This window comes from Mycolicibacterium iranicum (assembly GCF_002101705.1).
GTDB lineage: Bacteria > Actinomycetota > Actinomycetes > Mycobacteriales > Mycobacteriaceae > Mycobacterium > Mycobacterium iranicum.
This window is the reverse complement of the sequence record NZ_LQPC01000037.1, coordinates 1-17,949: the sequence shown is the minus strand read 5'-3', so window position 1 is coordinate 17,949 and position 17,949 is coordinate 1. Positions and strand designations below refer to the sequence as shown.

General features: G+C 62.7%; 15 protein-coding genes. 2 read left to right on the top strand and 13 right to left on the bottom strand.

Features of this window, described 5'->3' with window-relative positions:
• Positions 1–8: 8 nt before the first annotated feature.
• The 11 genes from AWC12_RS18450 to AWC12_RS18400 form a co-directional block, all read right to left on the bottom strand.
• On the bottom strand, positions 9–1,595 hold the full coding sequence (locus AWC12_RS18450; RefSeq protein WP_085176113.1) for an MCE family protein: 1,587 nt from the start codon (positions 1,593–1,595) through the stop codon (positions 9–11).
• Entirely contained in the window at positions 1,595–2,872 is a 1,278-nt protein-coding gene (locus AWC12_RS18445) for an MCE family protein (RefSeq protein ID WP_085176111.1), read from the bottom strand. Before AWC12_RS18445 ends, AWC12_RS18450 begins: the two co-directional genes overlap by 1 nt.
• Entirely contained in the window at positions 2,869–4,266 is a 1,398-nt protein-coding gene (locus AWC12_RS18440) for an MCE family protein (RefSeq protein WP_085176109.1), read from the bottom strand. Before AWC12_RS18440 ends, AWC12_RS18445 begins: the two co-directional genes overlap by 4 nt.
• Positions 4,250–5,353: an MCE family protein gene (locus AWC12_RS18435; protein ID WP_085176106.1), complete on the bottom strand. Its 1,104-nt coding sequence runs from the start codon at positions 5,351–5,353 to the stop codon at positions 4,250–4,252. The genes AWC12_RS18440 and AWC12_RS18435 overlap by 17 nt, the downstream gene beginning before the upstream one ends.
• Entirely contained in the window at positions 5,353–6,372 is a 1,020-nt protein-coding gene (locus AWC12_RS18430) for an MCE family protein (RefSeq protein WP_085176105.1), read from the bottom strand. Before AWC12_RS18430 ends, AWC12_RS18435 begins: the two co-directional genes overlap by 1 nt.
• A 2-nt stretch (positions 6,373–6,374) precedes the next feature.
• Positions 6,375–7,568: an MCE family protein gene (locus AWC12_RS18425; protein ID WP_085176103.1), complete on the bottom strand. Its 1,194-nt coding sequence runs from the start codon at positions 7,566–7,568 to the stop codon at positions 6,375–6,377.
• A 9-nt stretch (positions 7,569–7,577) separates the two neighbouring features.
• Positions 7,578–8,435, bottom strand: a complete 858-nt coding sequence (locus tag AWC12_RS18420) for an MlaE family ABC transporter permease (protein WP_085176101.1) — start codon at positions 8,433–8,435, stop codon at positions 7,578–7,580.
• A gap of 7 nt (positions 8,436–8,442) precedes the next feature.
• Positions 8,443–9,186, bottom strand: a complete 744-nt coding sequence (locus tag AWC12_RS18415; RefSeq protein WP_234814087.1) for an MlaE family ABC transporter permease — start codon at positions 9,184–9,186, stop codon at positions 8,443–8,445.
• Positions 9,187–9,991: 805 nt separating this feature from the next.
• A complete protein-coding gene (locus AWC12_RS18410; protein WP_024448923.1) occupies positions 9,992–10,249 on the bottom strand; it encodes an ANTAR domain-containing protein in 258 nt (85 codons plus the stop codon).
• Between the two features lie 28 nt (positions 10,250–10,277).
• On the bottom strand, positions 10,278–11,423 hold the full coding sequence (locus AWC12_RS18405) for a GTP-binding protein (protein ID WP_024448924.1): 1,146 nt from the start codon (positions 11,421–11,423) through the stop codon (positions 10,278–10,280).
• A gap of 93 nt (positions 11,424–11,516) precedes the next feature.
• On the bottom strand, positions 11,517–12,644 hold the full coding sequence (locus AWC12_RS18400) for a hypothetical protein (protein ID WP_085176098.1): 1,128 nt from the start codon (positions 12,642–12,644) through the stop codon (positions 11,517–11,519).
• A gap of 132 nt (positions 12,645–12,776) precedes the next feature.
• On the opposite strand from AWC12_RS18400, the gene phoU reads away from it, so the two are divergent.
• Positions 12,777–13,424, top strand: coding sequence for a phosphate signaling complex protein PhoU (gene phoU, locus AWC12_RS18395; RefSeq protein ID WP_036465964.1), 648 nt, complete (start codon positions 12,777–12,779; stop codon positions 13,422–13,424).
• 10 nt (positions 13,425–13,434) lie between these two features.
• Here the strand turns inward: phoU and AWC12_RS18390 are convergent, their stop codons facing one another.
• Complete coding sequence (locus AWC12_RS18390; RefSeq protein WP_085176096.1) at positions 13,435–15,810, bottom strand: PEP/pyruvate-binding domain-containing protein; 2,376 nt, start codon at positions 15,808–15,810, stop codon at positions 13,435–13,437.
• 17 nt (positions 15,811–15,827) lie between these two features.
• Positions 15,828–16,943 (bottom strand): Rv3169 family protein, encoded by a 1,116-nt coding sequence (locus tag AWC12_RS18385; RefSeq protein WP_024448927.1) that lies wholly within the window; start codon positions 16,941–16,943, stop codon positions 15,828–15,830.
• A 48-nt stretch (positions 16,944–16,991) separates the two neighbouring features.
• Between AWC12_RS18385 and AWC12_RS18380 the strand changes: the two genes are divergently transcribed.
• Positions 16,992–17,594: a TetR-like C-terminal domain-containing protein gene (locus tag AWC12_RS18380; protein WP_024448928.1), complete on the top strand. Its 603-nt coding sequence runs from the start codon at positions 16,992–16,994 to the stop codon at positions 17,592–17,594.
• Positions 17,595–17,949 lie beyond the last annotated feature (355 nt).

The window sequence follows — 17,949 nt, the reverse complement described above, 5'->3', positions numbered from 1 at the left end:
GCGTCAACCTAATTCGGCATCAGATCTCGCCACGTTTTCGGAGACCCGGCAGTCACCAAGTCGGATTGCTCATGAGTTTGACCATCGGGTGTCACGTAGCGCCCGGATGCCGGATCGTATTGCGCAAAGGCCACCGGGCCTGACGCTGCGGCTTGCAGTATCGCGTTCGTTGCTGGAGCTGCGGGTTGCGCCGACGGCATCGATGGCCCCGGCGAGGAAGGAGCCGGCACCGGACCAGGCGTGGAGGTCGAAGCGCCAGGCGGGGGAGATGTCACAGCGCCAGGCGGCGGCGGTGTGCCCTCGATGGGGCCGTAGAGACCGTCTCCCGGCAGAATGCGGTCGTCCGGCGGGATTCCCTGCGCGATGGCGCTTGGGTCGATCGGGTTCGGCCCGAGGGCATGCTGACGTAGGGCAAGTGGCTGATAAGCCTGGTCGCTTCGGCAAATTTCGACGGTCGGCGCCCGTTTCCCCGGGTTTTCGAGACAGGGTGTGTTCCTGGCTCCGCGGACGGCGATCGGCGAATCTTGAGGAAGCTTGCAGAACAGGTTGTCGGGCGTGTCGATGTCGGTCAGGTCGGCCGGAGAACGCCATTGCGACGCCGGCAAGAAGCCGACGGTGCAGGCGGGCGGATCTCCGCTGGTGGCGGTGAAGTCGCCGAGAGGCCAGCCGGTCGGATTGTTCCATGGAAGTGCAAAGCCTTGCAGCGCGGCGATATACGGAGGAAAAAGAACCAGCAATTGCTCGACGCCCGGCCGGTAGGTAACGGCAATCTGACCGACGGTGGTCAGATTGGCCAGCAGTAGCGGGAGCGTGGGTCTGACATCACTGAGCAGACGCGCCGCCTCGTCAGCGGCTCCGGGGCCGACTTCCAGGATGTCCTGCACGGCGGCGTCGTTCTCGTCGATCTGGCGGGTGATTCCGGCGAGATTGCTCGCCCATTGACGCAGGGAATCCGTTGTCTGCCGTTGGGCATCGAGCAGCGGGACACTCTCGTCGGTCAGCGCGCTGGCCGCCTCGCCATTGGCCCTCAACGCCTGACTGAGCGTGGAGGATGAGTCGACAAGTGACCCGAGGTCGAAGTCGGCTCCGTCGAGAGCCTGGGAGGTCTCGTCGAGCAGGTCGACAATCCGCTCCTTGGGAATGCTGCCCAGCAGCGCACTCATCTGGTCGAGCATCGGCCCGACCTTCTGCGGAACATTGACGTCAACGGCTCGTATGACCGATCCCTCGCCGAGGTACGGGCCTGTGTCGGTATGCGGTCGGAGATCGACGTACTGTTCGCCCACCGCTGACACGCTTCGTATCTCGGCGGTTAGGTCGGCGGGGACCCTGGGGGAGGTCTGCAGACTAAGCGTCGCTCGCGGGCCCCCGGGGGTCAGCTCCAGCTCGGTCACCTTGCCGACTTGCACGCCACGCACCGTCACATTGCTGAAGCGATAGAGGCCACCGCCCTCGGGAAGTTCCATCGTCACCGTGTACCGGCCGATTCCCAAGAGTGTGGGCGCCTGAATATAGCCGACAACCATAGCGGTTATGCCCAGGACCGACGCGATGGAGAACAGGACCAGCTGGACTCGGACCAGACGGGTTAGCATCAGCGTGCGCCCGGGTAGGGGCCCGCAAAGATCTGACCCTGCGGTGCTGCACCATTGTCTGACCGCCATTGAGTCGGCGGCGCGATCGGCAGGATCGGGCCCGAGAGCCCCGGCGGAGGTTCCGCACCGGGGTCGGGTTGCGTTGAGGGCGTCGGCGAAGTTGCCGGGGCCGGCGGGATTACTGTGCTGCCGAGTGGATCGTAGGTGTAGTTCTCGAACCACGGGTCGCCTGGAGCGGGCACCAGCCGGGCATGAGGTTCAGCGAATCTGGTACCGAGTGCCAATGTGCGTTTGATGCGGGGGTACGTCAGATCCAACGTGACGAACAAGTTCATGAAGTCGCCCTTCATTCCACGGTCGATGACGTTCTGGGTGAAAGGGAATGTCGTCAGGTAGGCGAGCACCGTGGCGAGGTCCGGCCCGAGATCGGCAACTGAATGCAGGACCGGTTCCAGATTCTGCAGATTCCGGATCAGGTCATCCTGCGTATCGTTGATCACTCCGGTGGCGGTGTCGCTGAAGGTGCGAAGCCGGTCCAAAGCTGCAGTGATCCGCGGCCTTTCGCGCACCAGGACGTCGAGGGCAGCGGGGATCTTACGAATCGCCGCGTCGATGACGTCCGAACTCTGGGACAGAGTGCCGCTGAGATCGTTGAGTTCTTCCAGGGTGACAACGACATCTTCACGCTGGTCTGCCAGCACACCGGCGATCTCGTCCAAGCGAGTGAGCAGATTGCGGACCTGTTCCTCGCGTCCGGACAGAGCAGCGCTCGATTCGTCGATGATGTCGCTGAGTTGGCCGAGGCCGCCCCCGTTGACAATGGTGGACAGCGAGGACAGGGTGCGCTCAGTCGACGGAAAGGTCGACGACTTGTTCAGCGGTAGGGTCGCGTTGGGGGCCAGGCGACCGCGGGGCGGCTCGCCAAGGGGCGGGTTCAGCGCCAAGTGCATCGATCCCAGCAGGCTGGTCTGACCGATGGTGGCCACGGCGTTCTCAGGCACCACGACGTCGGGCTCGACCGACACTTCCACTGTGGCGTGCCAATTGTCGACGTCGAGCTTGTCGACACTGCCGACTGTCACGTCCGAGATGAGAACGGGTGAATTGGGCTCCAGAGTACCGACATTCGCGATCTCGACGATGTAGGTCACCGCGCCGGCGTCTCGACCTACCGTCCCGGGCAGGGGCAGCGAGTTGAGCCCCTGAAAGGCGCAGCCGCCGGAGACACTGACGACAATCGCGCAGACTGCAGCGCGACAGAGAGTCATAGAACTCATGGGGTCGGCACCACCGGGGCTGTCGAGGGGGTGGGCGGGAGCGGCACTTCGGCGGCGCCCTGTGGTTCAGAGTGCGGCAGTATGAGGGTGTCGACAGTCGCCGGCGGGGCAGGGGGAGGACCGGGTGGGGGACCGTACCCCGGAGGGGGCGGCACGTCCCCGCTGCCCGTGTACGCCGATACAGCAGGGGGAACGTCAGGCGGCCCTGGCGCGGTGCCTCCGCCTCCAGGCGCCAGGCGGGGATCCGAGTACACCAGGTTCTGGGGTTGTGCGACCGCGCTGAGTAGGGGGTTGAACGGGATTGGCAGATAGTTGAAGTTCGCCAGCCGCAAAGCCGGGCCGAGGTACTCGGCACACAAGCGTGCGGTCTCAGGTGCCGTGGCATTCTCCACGGCACCGATCCCAGAGCAGAGAAATTGGACAGGATTCGAGAAGTTCTGGAAGACGAAAGAGCCGACGAAGGTACCGGCGTCCGGGTTGTACATGTTGTAGGTGTTGGCCAGCGCTGTGGGCGCTGCGTGCAGGATGTTCTCAACCGACTTTCGCTGTTCCACAAGCACTTTGGTGAGATCGGCGAGGCGTTCGACCTGTTCGCTGGTCTGAGCGCGGCTCCCCGCAATGAACCTTCTCGCGTCATCGATGGCGCCGGAGAGTGTCGTCAGGGCGGTATCGAGGTCGCTCCTGCTGTCGTTGACGACGGAGGAAAGTGCCGCGAAGCGGTTTTGGAACTGAACGATCTGAATGTTGCTGTTCTTCAACGCCGAGACGAAGCGCTGCAGATTGGTGACTATATCGACGAGATCACCGCTTCCCTCGGCAAAGATTCGGCCCGCCGCGGATAGCTGAGCGAGGGTCTCGCGAAGTTTGGCACCGTTGCCGTCCATCGCATTTGCAGCGCTGTCGATGAAGCGAGCGACCGAGGTGCGGTCGTCGGGCGAGGTTGGGCCCAGGTCTTCGGAGATCCGCGCCAGTTGTTCTTTGACCTCGTCCCATTCCACCGGGATGGCCGTGCGGTCCTGGGGAATGACACCACCGTCGGGCATTGTCGGGCCGTCTGCGTCGTAGGCCGGTGCCAGCTGAACGTAGCGAGCTGCAACGAGATTGGGGGCAACGATGATTGCCCGGGCATCTGCAGGTATCGGCACGCCTCGGTCGATGCTCATAGCGATCTTGGCTTGCGTTCCCTCCGACTCGATCGAGGAGATCGTGCCCACCTCGACCCCGAGGACTCGAACTTGATCGCCGGGATAAATAGCTGTGGCGGAGGAAAAGTACGCATAGATCGTCGAAGGTGCGAAGAACGTCTGCCGCACCAGAAAGGCCGAGGAAGCAACCATCAGCACGACGAAGATGGCTGCGACACCGGCCATCAAGCGTCTACGGGTTGCCGTCATCGGGGAGATCTCCTGGTTGTGGAATGCCGTTGACTGGGAAGGGAAGCTCTGCGCGGGGACCGGCGTTGTCCGGTGGCTGGCCGGCGTTGACTCCCCTTCGGAACCCGAAGGCGTAGTCGAGGAAGGGTTGGAGGAACTGCGAGGGGATCAGGTTGGCGACGAACGCGTTGTAATACGCGCCGGAGGCGATCGTTTCGCCCTGCGTACGCTGAAACTTCTCGAGTCCGGGCAGCGCTGCCGCAATGTTGTCGCGATTCTTCTGCAGCATGGCGTTGACCGAGTTCAGTTTGGTCAGCATCGGCGCCAGCTCGGCTTCGTTGTCGTCGACTAGTCCGGAGATTTGTTGTGACACTGCGGATGTATTCGCCAGAAGGTTGGCGATGGCCACCCGTCGATCCACGAGCACCGCCATCAAATCGTTGGCGTTGAGGATCAGGGAGTTCACCTGCGCACTACGGTCCGAAAGCACCCGTGTGACCTCGGCCGAGTTCGCCAGCAGCTGGCCGATGTCGTCGTTGCGCGCGTTGAGCATGCGCGACACGCGTGTCAACCCCTCGAATGTGGGTCCCAGCTGCGGCGCGATCTGGTCAAGTGTTTGGGCAAGGACGTCCAGGGACTGGTTGACGTCGGCGGTGTTGGTCCCGGCGATCTGTGTCGACAGGTCCCCGATTGCGTCGTTGAGGGAGTAGGGCGATGAAGTGCGTGTCAGCGGGATTTCTGTCGATGGGTCCAACACGCCCGGCCCGTTCGATTCCACTGTCAGGGTGCGCTCACCGAGCAGAGAACCCGTGCGGATGTGGGCGGTGGAGTCGCGACCGAAAGTCACCGTGGCATCAGCGGTGAAGTGAACTCTGACCCGGTCCCGGTCGAGGGCAACGCTCGTGACGTGACCGACTTTCATGCCGGAGACGACGACGTCGTTGCCGGCCTGCAAGCCACCCGCCTCGGCAAAGAGGGCCTGATAGCGCACGTCGGTGGCGAGGGACAGCAGCCTTTCCGGTTGCAGGCCGACCACAATGACGAGAACGACGACCACGACGCCGATGACACCGGCTCGGATCAGCTGTCTTCCTTTGTATTTGAGCATCAGGAATCTGCACACCTTCCGGCGCCTTGGTTCTTGACCCACGGGAACACTGCGGTCTGCCCTTGCAGATCGCTTACTCGCAGGGTGATCCCACATAAGTAGTAATTGATCCAGCTGCCGTAGGCGCCGAGTCTGACCAGCTTCTTGAAGTTGCCCGGCGCCTTTTGCAGCGCGATGTCGATCTTGTCTTTGTCGGCGTCGAGAGGCACCGAGATGCGACTCAGTTGGTCGACCGTGTCAGCGAGCGGTGGCCTTCCGTTGGTGAGCAAGTCCGTCAGCGACGCCGTGCCCTTCTCCAGCGATTCGATCGAGGCGCCGATCGGATCACGGTCGGTGGCAAGGCCGGCGACGAGAGCGTCGAGACGCTCGATCGTTTCGGAGAACTGGCGACCGTCTTTGGCCAGAACAGCAGTAAGGGCGCGAAGATTTTCGATGACCTGCTGAATCACGTCGCTGTGATCGGCAAGTGTCGAGGTGAACGTCGAGGTTCTGGACAGCAGCGACTCCATCACACCACCCTGTCCCTGAAGTGCCTGCAGCAGAGACGAAGTGAGTACGTTGACATCTTCGGCGTCGAGTCCCTGGGTGAGCGGTCGCAGTCCCCCCAGGAGCAGGTCGAGGTCGAGGGCGGGCGCCGTGCGGTCGGCAGGTATTTGGGTGCCGACCGGCAGGCGCTGTGTCGAGCCTGGTGAATCGACCAATTCGAGGTAGCGATCGCCGACGAGATTGAGGTAGCGGACTTCAGCCCTCGTGCCATCGGTCAATACGACCTTCCGGTCCGCGTCGAACGACACCAGGACAGTTTTGTCTTGGCGCAACGTGATGTCTGCGACGGTGCCGACCCGGACACCGGCGACGCGGACCGAGTCGCCCGGACTGAGGCGCGCCACGTCGTCGAACACGGCCGAGTAGGAGTTGGTTTCTCCGCCACGGTAATCGGCGAACATCAACACCAAGAACGCAGTGAGTAGGCTCATCACGGAGGCGAAGGTTAAAAACTTGAAGGCAGGCCTGCGCATGATCAACCCGGCATTCCGATCTGGGAGGAGTTGCGCGGCGGTCCGTCGATAGGCCCGAACAGCAGTTGTTTGAGTCCATCTGAGTTCAACACAATGCCGTCGTTGCCGTATCGCCAACGGTTCCCACCGATGTCGGTGACCAAGAACGGTGAGATCTGCTGCGGTTCCAATTCGGGCATACCGACCTTGTCGCAGTTAGAGCCTCCGCTGGCGGCTACCTTGGGAAGGTCACCGGGATAGCGGTAACGTTCAATGCCCCAGGTGAATCCGATCGACACCATGATTCCCGGTTCTGGTAGGGGAACTCCCTGAGTGAACGGAACCAATCCCTTCAAGGTGCAGTCGACATTCTGGCGGTACTCGTAGAGCAGGTCGGTTGTCGGGGCGAGGATTTCCAGCAGATCGTCCAGTGGGCCACGATTTTCGGCTAGAACCGCATTTCCGATCTCGCCGAAGCCGATGGTGCTGACCAAGAGTGCGTCGAGATTTGACTGCTGAGCGACCAGCGTCTCGCTGATCCGAGTCGAACGCTCTAACACCTCAAGGAAATCAGGTGCGGCGTCGGCGTATGCAGAAACCACGGCCGGGAGCGTCTCGAGATCCCGGCGCAGGTTGGGAACGCTGGGCCCGAAGCGGGTGAGAAAGGCATCAAGGTCGGCAAGCATCTGGTTGATCTTTTGTCCTCTGCCATCCAACGCGCGGGACAGTTGACCAAGTGTTTCGTTGAGCTTGACGGGATCGATGGTGTCGAGAAGAGTGGTCAATCGTTCGAAAACGGTGTTGATCTCCACGGTGACGTGATCGCCTTCGAGCACCTGACCGGCAGACAGTGCCGACGACGCCGGCTGTGATGGTGGGATCAAATCCACAAATTTCGCGCCGAAGACCGTCGACGAGGTGATGTCGACGCCGACGTTGGCCGGGATCATTGCCATCTGGTCGGGGTTCAACTCGAGATGCAGCGCCGAACGTCCGTCCGGCAGAAGTTCGATCGATCCGACTTTCCCGACGGTAATGCCCTGCATTTTGACCTTGGCGTCGGGATTCATCACGAGACCTGCGCGTTGGGACAGGACGGTGACTGCGGCGGTCCTGGTGAGGTCTCCGCGAAACAGCGTCACCGACAGCCCAGCTGCAAGGAATACCACCGTGATCAGAGAAAGCCCAGCTAGGACCCGGACGCGATTGCTGCTCAACGTGTCCTCCTAGCCTGAGAGGTTGAAGTTGCCGTTGGAGCCGTAGATCGATAGTGACACCAGCAGTGTCACTGATACGACGACGACCAGGGAGGTGCGTACCGCGTTGCCCACTGCTGCGCCCACTCCGGAGGGGCCGCCGGAGGCGAAGTAGCCGAAGTAGGTGTGTACCAACAGGATCGCGATCGCCATCAGCACGGCCTGCAGGAACGACCACAACAGGTCGATCGGGTTGAGGAAGGTGTCGAAGTAATGGTCATACAGTCCGCCGGACTGGCCGAACAGCACCACGGTGGTGAACTGTGAGGCCAGAAACGACAGGATCACCGCGATCGAATACAGCGGCGTGATCGCCACCATGCCCGCCACGATGCGCGTGGAGACGAGGTATTCGACCGGCCGGATCCCCATCGATTCCAGCGCGTCGATCTCCTCGTTGATCCGCATCGCCCCCAGCTGCGCGGTCACCCCGGCCCCGAACGTGGCGGCCAACCCGATCCCGGCCACCACCGGCGCAGCGATACGCACGTTGATGAACGCGGCCAAAAACCCGGTCAACGCCTCGATACCGATGTTGCCCAGCGAGCTGTAGCCCTGGATGGCCAGCGTGCCACCGGCGGCCAGGGTCAAAAACCCGACGATCACCACGGTGCCGCCGATCATCGCCAACGTGCCCGCACCCATGGAGATCTCGGCGATCAGCCGGATGATCTCCTTACGGAAATGCAGCGCGGCATGCGGAACCCCGCCCAGTGCCCGCCCGTAGAACAGCACATGATCACCCAGGCGACCCAGCAACGACACCGGCCGGCCCAGGTAGTCGACCAGCCGCGGGAACCGCGACCGGATCACCGTAGAAGTACCCATGACCCCGCTATCCCGTCGTCATCCGGATACCGATAGCGGTCACGACCACGTTGATGACGAACAACGCCATGAACGCATACACCACCGTCTCGTTGACCGCATTGCCCACGGCTTTGGCGCCGCCGCCGGTGATCGTCAAACCGCGATAACAGGCCACCAAACCGGCGATCAGCCCGAACAATGCGGCCTTGACACACGAGATGATGACCTCGGGCACCCCGGTCAACAGCGTGATCCCCGCGGCGAACGCACCCGGATTCACGTCCTGGACGAAGACCGAGAAAAAATAGCCACCCAGGATTCCGATGATCACCACCAGGCTGTTGAGCAACAACGCCACCAGCCCGGCGGCCAGCATCCGCGGTGTCACCAGCCGCTCCACCGGGTTGATGCCCAACACCTCCATCGCGTCGATCTCCTCGCGGATGGTGCGCGACCCCAGATCAGCACACATCGCCGTCGCGCCGGCACCGGCCACGATGAGCACCGTCACCAACGGACCCACCTGAGTCACCGCACCAAAGGCCGCACCCGCACCCGACAGATCAGCCGCACCCAGCTCACGCAGCAGAATGTTCAACGTGAACGACACCAACACCGTGAACGGAATCGCCACCAACAGCGTCGGCGCCATCGACACCTTCGCCACAAACCAGCACTGCTCCAAAAACTCCCGCCACTGAAACGGCCGCCGGAACACATACAACACCGCATCCAACGACATCGAGAAAAACCCACCCACCGCCTGCATCGCACCCGACAACCCATTCGGAAGCGAAATACCCGTCGACCACCGCTCAACCGAGGCTAACTCGGCCGTACCGCGTCGCGCGTCGTCGTTCACCTCACGCGACCTTCAAGCGCCTGACGATGCTTGTCAGCAAAGTGTGGACCTTTCCGATGGAGCGTGAAGGCGTCGGGAAGCGGCAGGAGTCCCGGTTCGGATTGGATGGAGCACCTTCCGTGATCTGGATCACCTACGCGTCACTGAACAATATAGCAACGTGTGTTCCATTGACAACGTCACCGGGTGCAGTCTGTTCCGTGCGTCGAACATTGCCGGATGTGGCTGAAAGCTGCGGTCGATCGGCGAACTGACCGCCGTGTCCACGGGTATTGCCCTTATCGGGAAAAGAAGAGTTTTCGCTCGTGATGTCTGCGTTCGACGGGCGGCTCTGCTATACGCAAAGGCAAATTATGTCTCAGTGTCAAATTGTGCCTTACGCGCGGTCGCCCTGCTGCGACTCCTCTGCAGGATCCCCGGCAGAGGACGCCGGATCGTTGAGTATCGGCACGTCGTGGTGACGACTCAAATACTGCTCCGGGCGTCCGCCCAACCGTCGCAATTGAGAATGGTTGCGGCGGAGATGCGCTCGGTGCGGGCCTGGGTTCGCGGACGACGACGCCTCCCGTGGCCGTTACGCGACGGCAACGGTTCAAATGCCGCCATGCCGCTGCCGGAACCGCCGTTGCGGCCCCGGCGTGTGCGGCCGGATCGGCATTGTGACGCAGACGAGAAGCCGTGGTTAAAGAGGCCCAGCTGTCGGAGCACCGCCCTAGTCCGACAGCTGAGCTATGGTGTGTCGCCAGTACGACACGGCGCCGGGGTTGCGGGCTGCCGGTGCGCCCTCGCCGACCGCCGAAATGAGTGCGGCAGAAGCCTCGCCGAGGCCGATTCCAGTCTGCTGAACCGCTGTCGCCAGTAGATCGAAGGCATTTCTCTCGGCACAGCCGGTCAATCCCATCAATACGCCGATGGCGATGTCGATCTCTCTTCGTGACGAATGTTCACCGACAGGGCAACCGTGTCGCATGGCGGGCGTTCCTTCCTTGCTCCGTGCCTCAGTGGTGGCTGTGTACCTGTGTCCAACTTGGCAATGGGTCGGGGTACGACGTCCACGTGGATTCACCCGCAGCCATCTCGTCGTCGGTGAGCAGCGCGGACTCAAGGAGCGAGGCCATCATGGTCCGGTCCAGCCGTACGCCGATGAAGACGATTTCCTGTCCTGGCTCGATGTCGGTGTTCGACCAGTATTGCGCTGGTTCGATAGTCAGGTTTGGACCGGCTTGCGACCAGATCGCGGCGATGGATGGTCGGCTTGCGATCCAGCAGAACCCCTTGCTGCGCAACAATCCTCGCACTTGCTCGAGTGCGTCTGAGAGTCGCTCCGGATGAAACGGCCGGTCGGACCTGAACGTCATGCTGCTGATGCCGTACTCTTCGGTCTCCGGTGTATGCCCGTTGGCGATCTCCTCATCCCATCCTGGTGCCTGGGCGGCAAGATCGGGATCGAAGAGTCCGGTTGACAGCACGGTGTCGAGCGGTACGACGCCCTGGGTGGTCCGCTGCAGGAGTGCTCTCGGATTTAGCCGGCGCACAACGGTTTCGACCATCGCGACGGTGTTTTCGCTGACGAGATCGGTCTTGTTGAGCAGAATGACATCAGCGAATTCGACCTGATCGACCAACAGGTCGGAGATGTTGCGCGCATCGCCTTCGGCTACAGCCATGTCGCGTTTCGCAAGCGCTTCCCCACGCGCCAATTCGGGCAAGAACGTGCAAACGTCCACGACAGTGACGAGGGTGTCAAGGCGTGCCAGACTGCCCAAAGCAAATCCGTCCTCGAACTCCCAGCTGAAGGTCGCTGCTACCGGCATCGGTTCCGAGATACCAGTCGATTCGATGACGATCTGATCGAATCGGCGCTGGCGGGCAAGGTCGGCGACGGCTGTGATCAAGTCCTCGCGCAGTGTGCAGCAGATGCAGCCGTTGGTGAGTTCAACGAGCTTCTCCTGTGTGCGATCCAGGTGGCCCTGCCCTGCGATCAAGGCGGCATCGATGTTCACCTCACTCATGTCATTCACGATGACGGCAACTCGGCGCCCCTCTCGGTTGGCCAGGATGTGATTGAGCAGAGTTGTCTTGCCGGCCCCTAGAAAGCCGGATAGCACGGTGACGGGGATGAGGTCGGCGGCGAGCGAGTCCATGAATGAAAATGATAATTATTTTCAATAATTTTGGCGAGTGGGCGACGGTGGTCTGCGCCTGGTGTCGCAGGCTCGTCTGGCGTCACCCGAAGGTCACGTCACCATTCGTCGTGCGATCTGCTTCTGTCGCAGCGCAATCCGACTTCGAAAGTTGGCACTGTTGATCGTGTTGTGGGCAAAGTACGGGAGTCTTTCCGCGATGTCATCGAAGTCGACGACCTCGGCGGTCGGACCGTCGGCTCCGGTGAGCCCGCGTGACGTTCGTTGCCAACGGAACTGGAGGTAACCGCGTCGACGTCCCAGGGTCTCGACCCAATTCGTGATGCCCGGACTCTCGTGGGCTACGACGATCCGGATCATCCCGTCGGGGTCCACCTGCGCTTGCGTGCCATTGAGTGACGTCTGGTGATTGATGTAGTCCAGCGAGATGTACCACATGCTGCCCAGTTGGAAGCCGAAGTATGGGGCCTCAGAAGCCGGCACCGTGATCACCATGGCCTGGTCCGGGGCAAGATCGAAATGTCCCACCGAGGAGTACTGGGTCGCCAGGCCGCCAGGCGTTACTCGCGGCGCGGTCAAAGTGTTCACCGGGACGTTGAGGTAGAACCACTGCGGGAACGCGAGCCATGTCTTGATTCGTCTGGTGAGGTACTTGCCCGCGGCGGCGTAGCGGGTTGCGATCAGCTCCGGGGTAAGTGCGCGACGCGGCGTGACGGTGCTGTCCGGACAAGCAATCGCGATCGTGCCACGTTGAGCTGACCAGTCGTTGTAGACCTCGCGGACCACTAGCTGCGCGTCGCTGTCCGGGGTGAATCGCCATTCGAAACGGCCGTCAGCGTCGAGGTCGAGTTCGCGGTCGTCGAATGCGAATTGGCTGGCCGGCACATTGTCGTCGGTGTACTCGCCCCCGAGCGTTTGAAAGCTGAGGTCCGTCGTCGTGCCACGGCGTCCCGTCAGCACATAGTCGTGTCCGCCCCGGAGCCAGGTGCCGAAGTACAGCGTGTCGGGATTGTCGAGGGCCATCTTCGTGAAAGGCCCTGTGCCGGAATGTAGGAACGGGTGGTCGCGGTCGGAGTCGAAGGCGAGGCGGGTGCAGGCTGCGATGCAGCCGGCGAGGTACTGCAGGCCCTCCAGCAAATCCGATTCGTTCTGTACGTGCGGAGCCTTCCGGACCAATTGCTCGGCCGCGGCGATCTGATCCAGAAACTCGCCGACGTACATTGCGCACCTCATCTGTCGGTCCAATAATGGAACGCGCTGATCGATATTTCGAATGATCGTGCATCCGATCGATGTCGGTGTCAATTGGCGCTGGAACCCGGCTATCGGGCTGAGTCCCTCTAAGCTGGGACGATGCGTACCGAGTTTCACGAACAACTGGACTCGCTGATCGAGACGCTGAGTCAGATGTGTGGACTCGCTGGATTGGCGATGGAGCGTGCCACGCACGGCCTTCTGCAAGCGGACCTGGTCATGGCCGAACAGGTCATTACCGACCATGAACACCTCACCCGGATGCAGGCGGCCGCCGAACAGTCGGCGTTTGTGCTCCTGGCGCTGCAGGCGCCGGTCGCCGGCGATCTGCGCGTCGTGGTCGGTTCCATGCAGAATGTCGCCGATGCCGAACGGATGGGGGCGCTCGCGCTCCACGTGGCGAAGATCGCGCGCCGACGCCACCCCGCCCACGCTGTGCCTGAGGAAGTCAACGGTTTCTTCGCCGAGATGGGACGCGTCGCCGTCGAACTCGGCAATAGCGCCAAGGAGGTCGTGCTTTCTCGGGATCCTGAGGCGGCCGCCAAGATTCGGCGTGACGACGATGTGATGGATGAGCTACACCGCCACCTGTTTTCCGTGCTGATGGACAAGAAGTGGGTCCACGGAGTGGAGTCGGCTGTCGACATCACGCTGCTGGGGCGCTTTTACGAACGATTCGCCGACCACGCCGTGGAAATCGGACGGCGCGTCGTCTTCGAAGTCACCGGCCAAACGCCTCCACAGTGAGCGACGGCGGCTAACCGAGACGCGTGACGAGCCCTCGATCACCGTCGACCCGCACCCAGTCGCCCGTGCGCAGTACCTGAGTTCCCACCAACGTGTTGACGACACAGGGCAGGCCATACTCCCGCGCCACCACAGCGCCATGGGAAACCGAGCTACCGATGTCGGTGACCAGCGCAGCGATCACGGTGAAGTAGGGCGTCCACCCGACGTCGGTGACCGGTGCGACAAGGATTTCTCCGGGCTGAACGCCACGAGCGTCGTGTACGGACTTGGCCACGCGCACAATACCTTCCACAGAACCACGACCGGCTGGTCGGCCGATGATGGAGTCGGCGTCGGCGACCTGCGGGGGCGCAATCGCCGGGCTGGGCCGGCCCACCGAAACGTCGTCGAATTCGAGTGCATCCTGAAACGCCAGGGCCTCTCGACGTGCCCGCGCCTTCTGTACGAGCTCGGTGATGTCGCCGTCGCCAACGACGTCGCGAAGCTCGCCGCGGTCGAAGAAGAAGACCAGGTCAGCATCCGGCAACCGGTTGGTGCGGGCCAACACTTCACCCAGATGGCGGTAGCCGCGCTTGAGTGCATGAGCCATGAGCGCCATTTTGGCCTTTGTCTCCTCGCGTCCCCGCGCGCCGCCCTGGGCAAGACGAGCGAGGAAACTGATGGCCCGCGGTGTTGACTCGCCGTCGGAACGACGAGCGTGCTCTGGTGCCGGACCGGCGGCGGTTCGCGTCGCTCGAAGCATGACCTGCATCATGGAGCCGAGCCCGGCGGGATCGTCTGCCCACGACGGGTCACGCATACACAGCTCACGGTATCCCCGGTGGCCGTGACGATGTAGAAACTCTCGCAACGCTGTTCCGCTGCGACTGTCAGCGCGGCGCAGGTCGGTGACGGCCTTCTCCGGCGTGTCGGCCAGAAACTGCCCGGACGCTTCGCGGTCTGCGGCGAGCGTCCTTACCACCGCCTGCAAGTGGTCCAGCATCATTGCACTCTCGACGTCGCTCGCCCCGGCCATCAACCGCATCGCATCCGCGCGCCCGTCCTCTTCGGTGCGTCCCGATGTGATCGCCTGCTTGATCAACGTGCTTTCCAGGATGTTGGCCGCCACCGCTGCGCGTGACGACGAGCGCACATGAACGAGCGTGACGTCGCAGTACAGATCGACCCCGGACTCCAGCTGTCGCAACACCAAGGGTGCATCGTCACTGTGCGGAACCGGGAAGTCGGCGATCCTGCTCCCGAGCCGACGGATTGCAGGGCCGACTGACAACGAATAGGACACCAAGCGGACGGTATTGACCAGTTTGCGGGTAAACCTCTGTGGTGGGCCAGGTTTGAGCTCGTCGACCACGCGGCCGCAGATGGACATCGAGAACTGCTCACGGGAGTTGCCGAGGATTCCGGCACTCAATGCGGTTCCCTCGGTCATGTTCAAGAACATGTGACCGTAGAAGTAGCCAACCTGCAGCCAGGCCTTCTCGTATCGCGGTTGAGCTCGTGCCACCACTTGGGTCATCTGCATCGCGTAGTCGATGGCGAACCCCGAAACCGACGCGGTCAGCGGGCAGAACGCACCGGGCATCATCTCGCCGATGTTGCAGCGGGTGTAGACGTGATCGGGCCCGGCGACCGGCGAGTCCATCTCGTTGAGATCCCCGGGCAGCGTGGTGATCGGCCGCGCCTGCAGCCACCATAGCTTTCCGGATCGGTCGATGGCCCATTCGAGATCCATCGGCTTGTCCCAGTGCTGCGCGGCCCGCAATGCGCCGGCGCGGATCTCGGCGATGTCGCCGTCCGACAACACCGGAGCAGTACTGATATCTGCGACGACGGTTCCGCCGGCGGAGTCGAGGACGATGTGGTCCGGGGAAGCTGATCCGTCGACGAGCGATTCGCCGAGCCCGGCGATGGCGTCGATCACCATCAGGTCGCGTCGCCCTGTGGCGGGGTCGGCGGTGAACACCACGCCCGCCGCGCGTGCGTCCACCATGTGCTGTACAACCAGATGCATTATGGCCGTCGACTCTCCGCTGTACGAGGAGGCGCGTTCCGAGCTTACCGATGCAATGCAATGCGCAACAGCCGAGACGAGGCTGTCCAGGGAGTCAACCCCCAGCACGGTGTCGTACTGCCCGGCGAAGGAGTGCTCGTCACCGTCTTCGCCGACGGCTGAGGAGCGCACCGCCACCGGGGTCATGCCGTTGGCGGCCATCGCGTTGAACTTGGCGAAGGCGCCGTCGAGAGCGCCGTGCCTGCCGGGGTCGACGATGACGAAGCCCGTCGGCACAGCCAGTCCGATGCGTTGCAGCTCGGCCAGGCCGGCGGCCTTGCCTCCGAAGCGATCATCGGTGATGTCGTCGAAATCTATTGTCTGCGCTTTCATGTGGTGATCGATTCCCGCTACCCGACCACGTCGGTCCAGTCGCGGAACCCCGACGGGAAGTGTGGACCTATCACTGCGTGCTCGAACAGTCCCGCACCCTGACGGGTCGTGCCGTCAGGTTCTGTGCATACCGCCTCGCCGACGTGGTCGATGAGGCTGAACGGTGCCCGAGCCATCACGGCCGGGTCGGTGAGGTCGAAGCTGACGCGTTCTGTGAACGGCCCGCCCTTCCAGGTGCCGTGGGCCCAAGAGGTGTCGCCACCGTAACCCGATCCGAAAGCAATGGGGGCGAACAGTTTCGACGTGACATCGAGATGGATGTGGTCGCCGACCCGGTTCATGAACTCGACGTGCGCGCCGTGAGGGATCCGGGTTCCGGGCGTGTAATGGATCGTGGCCCGCACCCCGTCGAGTTGTTCGACTCTGCCGTCGCTCCATCGCCGCGTGCAATCGTAAAGACTTCGGCGACCGTCAGGATCCTCCTGCAGGATCAGGAACAGCTGAAAGTCGTCGAAGGCCAAGGGTAGGTACAGCCACCACATGCCTTGGAATGCGGTGTCGGGACGGCCTGCGGGCTCCGGCTCGCCGACAGGCCGGATGCCCCAGGACCGGTCACGGGAGCCGACGGTCCCGGCGGGTTCGACTGCAATCCGGTCGCCATCCACCTCGATCCAGCCCTCCCAAGTGCCGACCTGCGCAAACCTGCACGCCTGCAAGGTAACCCGACGCTCGGTGAGCATTTCGTGGGGATGTTCGAGTGCGGCCGGGAACAGTCCGCGCCAGGTCAGATCCGCTGAAACGCCCTCAGTTTCGTCCACAGTCAGATGGAGCTCGTGAAGCGGTTCGACGACGTCGAGACGGTAGCCATTGACATTCTGGTTCAGCCGGTCGTCGTCGATCGCATCGCTGAAATGCACCGCCGTCTGGGTGTCGCCTCTACGGACGAGGAAGTATGCATCTTTGACGCCGAGCCTCGGGTAATAGCCGATACCTGTCAGGGCCATGAAGGCGCCGCCCCGGTCGAGCACGTTGAAGTACGACCGATCGTAGAAGTTGCGATCAGAGGTGGCAGGGGAGGCGACGGGAGCTGCCACCTGATGGATCGGGTACTCATCGAGCGGGCTGAGATTCATGGGTCTCCATCAAATACGATACGGGTTGTATCGGAATATACTCGGAACATGACAGCAGATGGAGCTGATGATGGCAAGGCGCGCGCCCGCGCTGCGGCCGGCCGGCCTCGCGACGGACGGATCGACTCCGCCATCATCGCGGCCACCCGCGAGTTGATTCTCGAAACGGGCTATCCCGCGTTGTCGCTTTCGGCGATCGCCGCGCGTGCCGGCACCACGACAGCGGCCATCTATAGGCGATGGTCGGGCAAAGTTCACCTAGTCCACGAAGCGGTGTTGACCGATGGTGAGATGCCGCAACTCGACACCATGGGCGATGTCCGCCAGAACATCGCAGCGCTGGTGGAGAACATCCGCACCATGTTCGACAGGCCGGAAGTGCGAGTGGCGTTGCCAGGCTTGATCGCAGACACCATCGCCGATCCCGAGCTACACAGCATGATGATCAGTCGTCTGGCACGTGATCTGTCCGCGTTCGAGGCCCGGTTCGGTCAGCAGCGCCGCGGCGGGGACGAGTTGCCGTTGCTCGCCGAAGTCGTCGCGGGCAGTGCGATCTTCCGAATCCTGATCCGACGTGACGCTGCTCTGGACGACGAATGGGTGGAGGCGATGACCGACATGATCGCCGAGCCCTGGACACTGGATCGGTAGGGCAGTCAAGTGGTTTCGTTCAAGCGTGATAGCGACCTGCCAGATCCGGCTACTCCATGACATCGCGCGCAGGCTAGCAACGCGGACCCGGGGAACAGCGTCCTCTCGGCCATCGCAGAAGTCTCGTCAACCGCGACATTCACCAGCCAGTCGTCTTGCCGGCGTGGGTCGCGCGCGTGAGGTTCGCCGCGGGATTCAGTACGATCCCGAGCCGCCGGTGTGAGGTTCGCCGTCAGGCGGCTTGGTTGTCCGGTGGTGCGGGTCCGCCGGGTTGGCCGGGGTCGTCGGCGGGGGTAACACCATCCCCCTCGGCGCCTGAGTGGCCTTGGTCGACCTGCTCCTCGGTGGATCCCGC

Excerpts from the sequence above, each read along its gene's own strand:
- AWC12_RS18450 (WP_085176113.1), bottom strand. The coding sequence starts at position 1,595 with ATGCTAACCCGTCTGGTCCGAGTCCAGCTGGTCCTGTTCTCCATCGCG.
- AWC12_RS18445 (WP_085176111.1), bottom strand. The coding sequence starts at position 2,872 with ATGAGTTCTATGACTCTCTGTCGCGCTGCAGTCTGCGCGATTGTCGTC.
- AWC12_RS18440 (WP_085176109.1), bottom strand. The coding sequence starts at position 4,266 with ATGACGGCAACCCGTAGACGCTTGATGGCCGGTGTCGCAGCCATCTTC.
- AWC12_RS18435 (WP_085176106.1), bottom strand. The coding sequence starts at position 5,353 with ATGCTCAAATACAAAGGAAGACAGCTGATCCGAGCCGGTGTCATCGGC.
- AWC12_RS18430 (WP_085176105.1), bottom strand. The coding sequence starts at position 6,372 with ATGCGCAGGCCTGCCTTCAAGTTTTTAACCTTCGCCTCCGTGATGAGC.
- AWC12_RS18420 (WP_085176101.1), bottom strand. The coding sequence starts at position 8,435 with ATGGGTACTTCTACGGTGATCCGGTCGCGGTTCCCGCGGCTGGTCGAC.
- AWC12_RS18415 (WP_234814087.1), bottom strand. The coding sequence starts at position 9,186 with ATGCAGGCGGTGGGTGGGTTTTTCTCGATGTCGTTGGATGCGGTGTTG.
- AWC12_RS18410 (WP_024448923.1), bottom strand. The coding sequence starts at position 10,249 with ATGCGACACGGTTGCCCTGTCGGTGAACATTCGTCACGAAGAGAGATC.
- AWC12_RS18405 (WP_024448924.1), bottom strand. The coding sequence starts at position 11,423 with ATGGACTCGCTCGCCGCCGACCTCATCCCCGTCACCGTGCTATCCGGC.
- AWC12_RS18400 (WP_085176098.1), bottom strand. The coding sequence starts at position 12,644 with ATGTACGTCGGCGAGTTTCTGGATCAGATCGCCGCGGCCGAGCAATTG.
- phoU (WP_036465964.1), top strand. The coding sequence starts at position 12,777 with ATGCGTACCGAGTTTCACGAACAACTGGACTCGCTGATCGAGACGCTG.
- AWC12_RS18390 (WP_085176096.1), bottom strand. The coding sequence starts at position 15,810 with ATGAAAGCGCAGACAATAGATTTCGACGACATCACCGATGATCGCTTC.
- AWC12_RS18385 (WP_024448927.1), bottom strand. The coding sequence starts at position 16,943 with ATGAATCTCAGCCCGCTCGATGAGTACCCGATCCATCAGGTGGCAGCT.
- AWC12_RS18380 (WP_024448928.1), top strand. The coding sequence starts at position 16,992 with ATGACAGCAGATGGAGCTGATGATGGCAAGGCGCGCGCCCGCGCTGCG.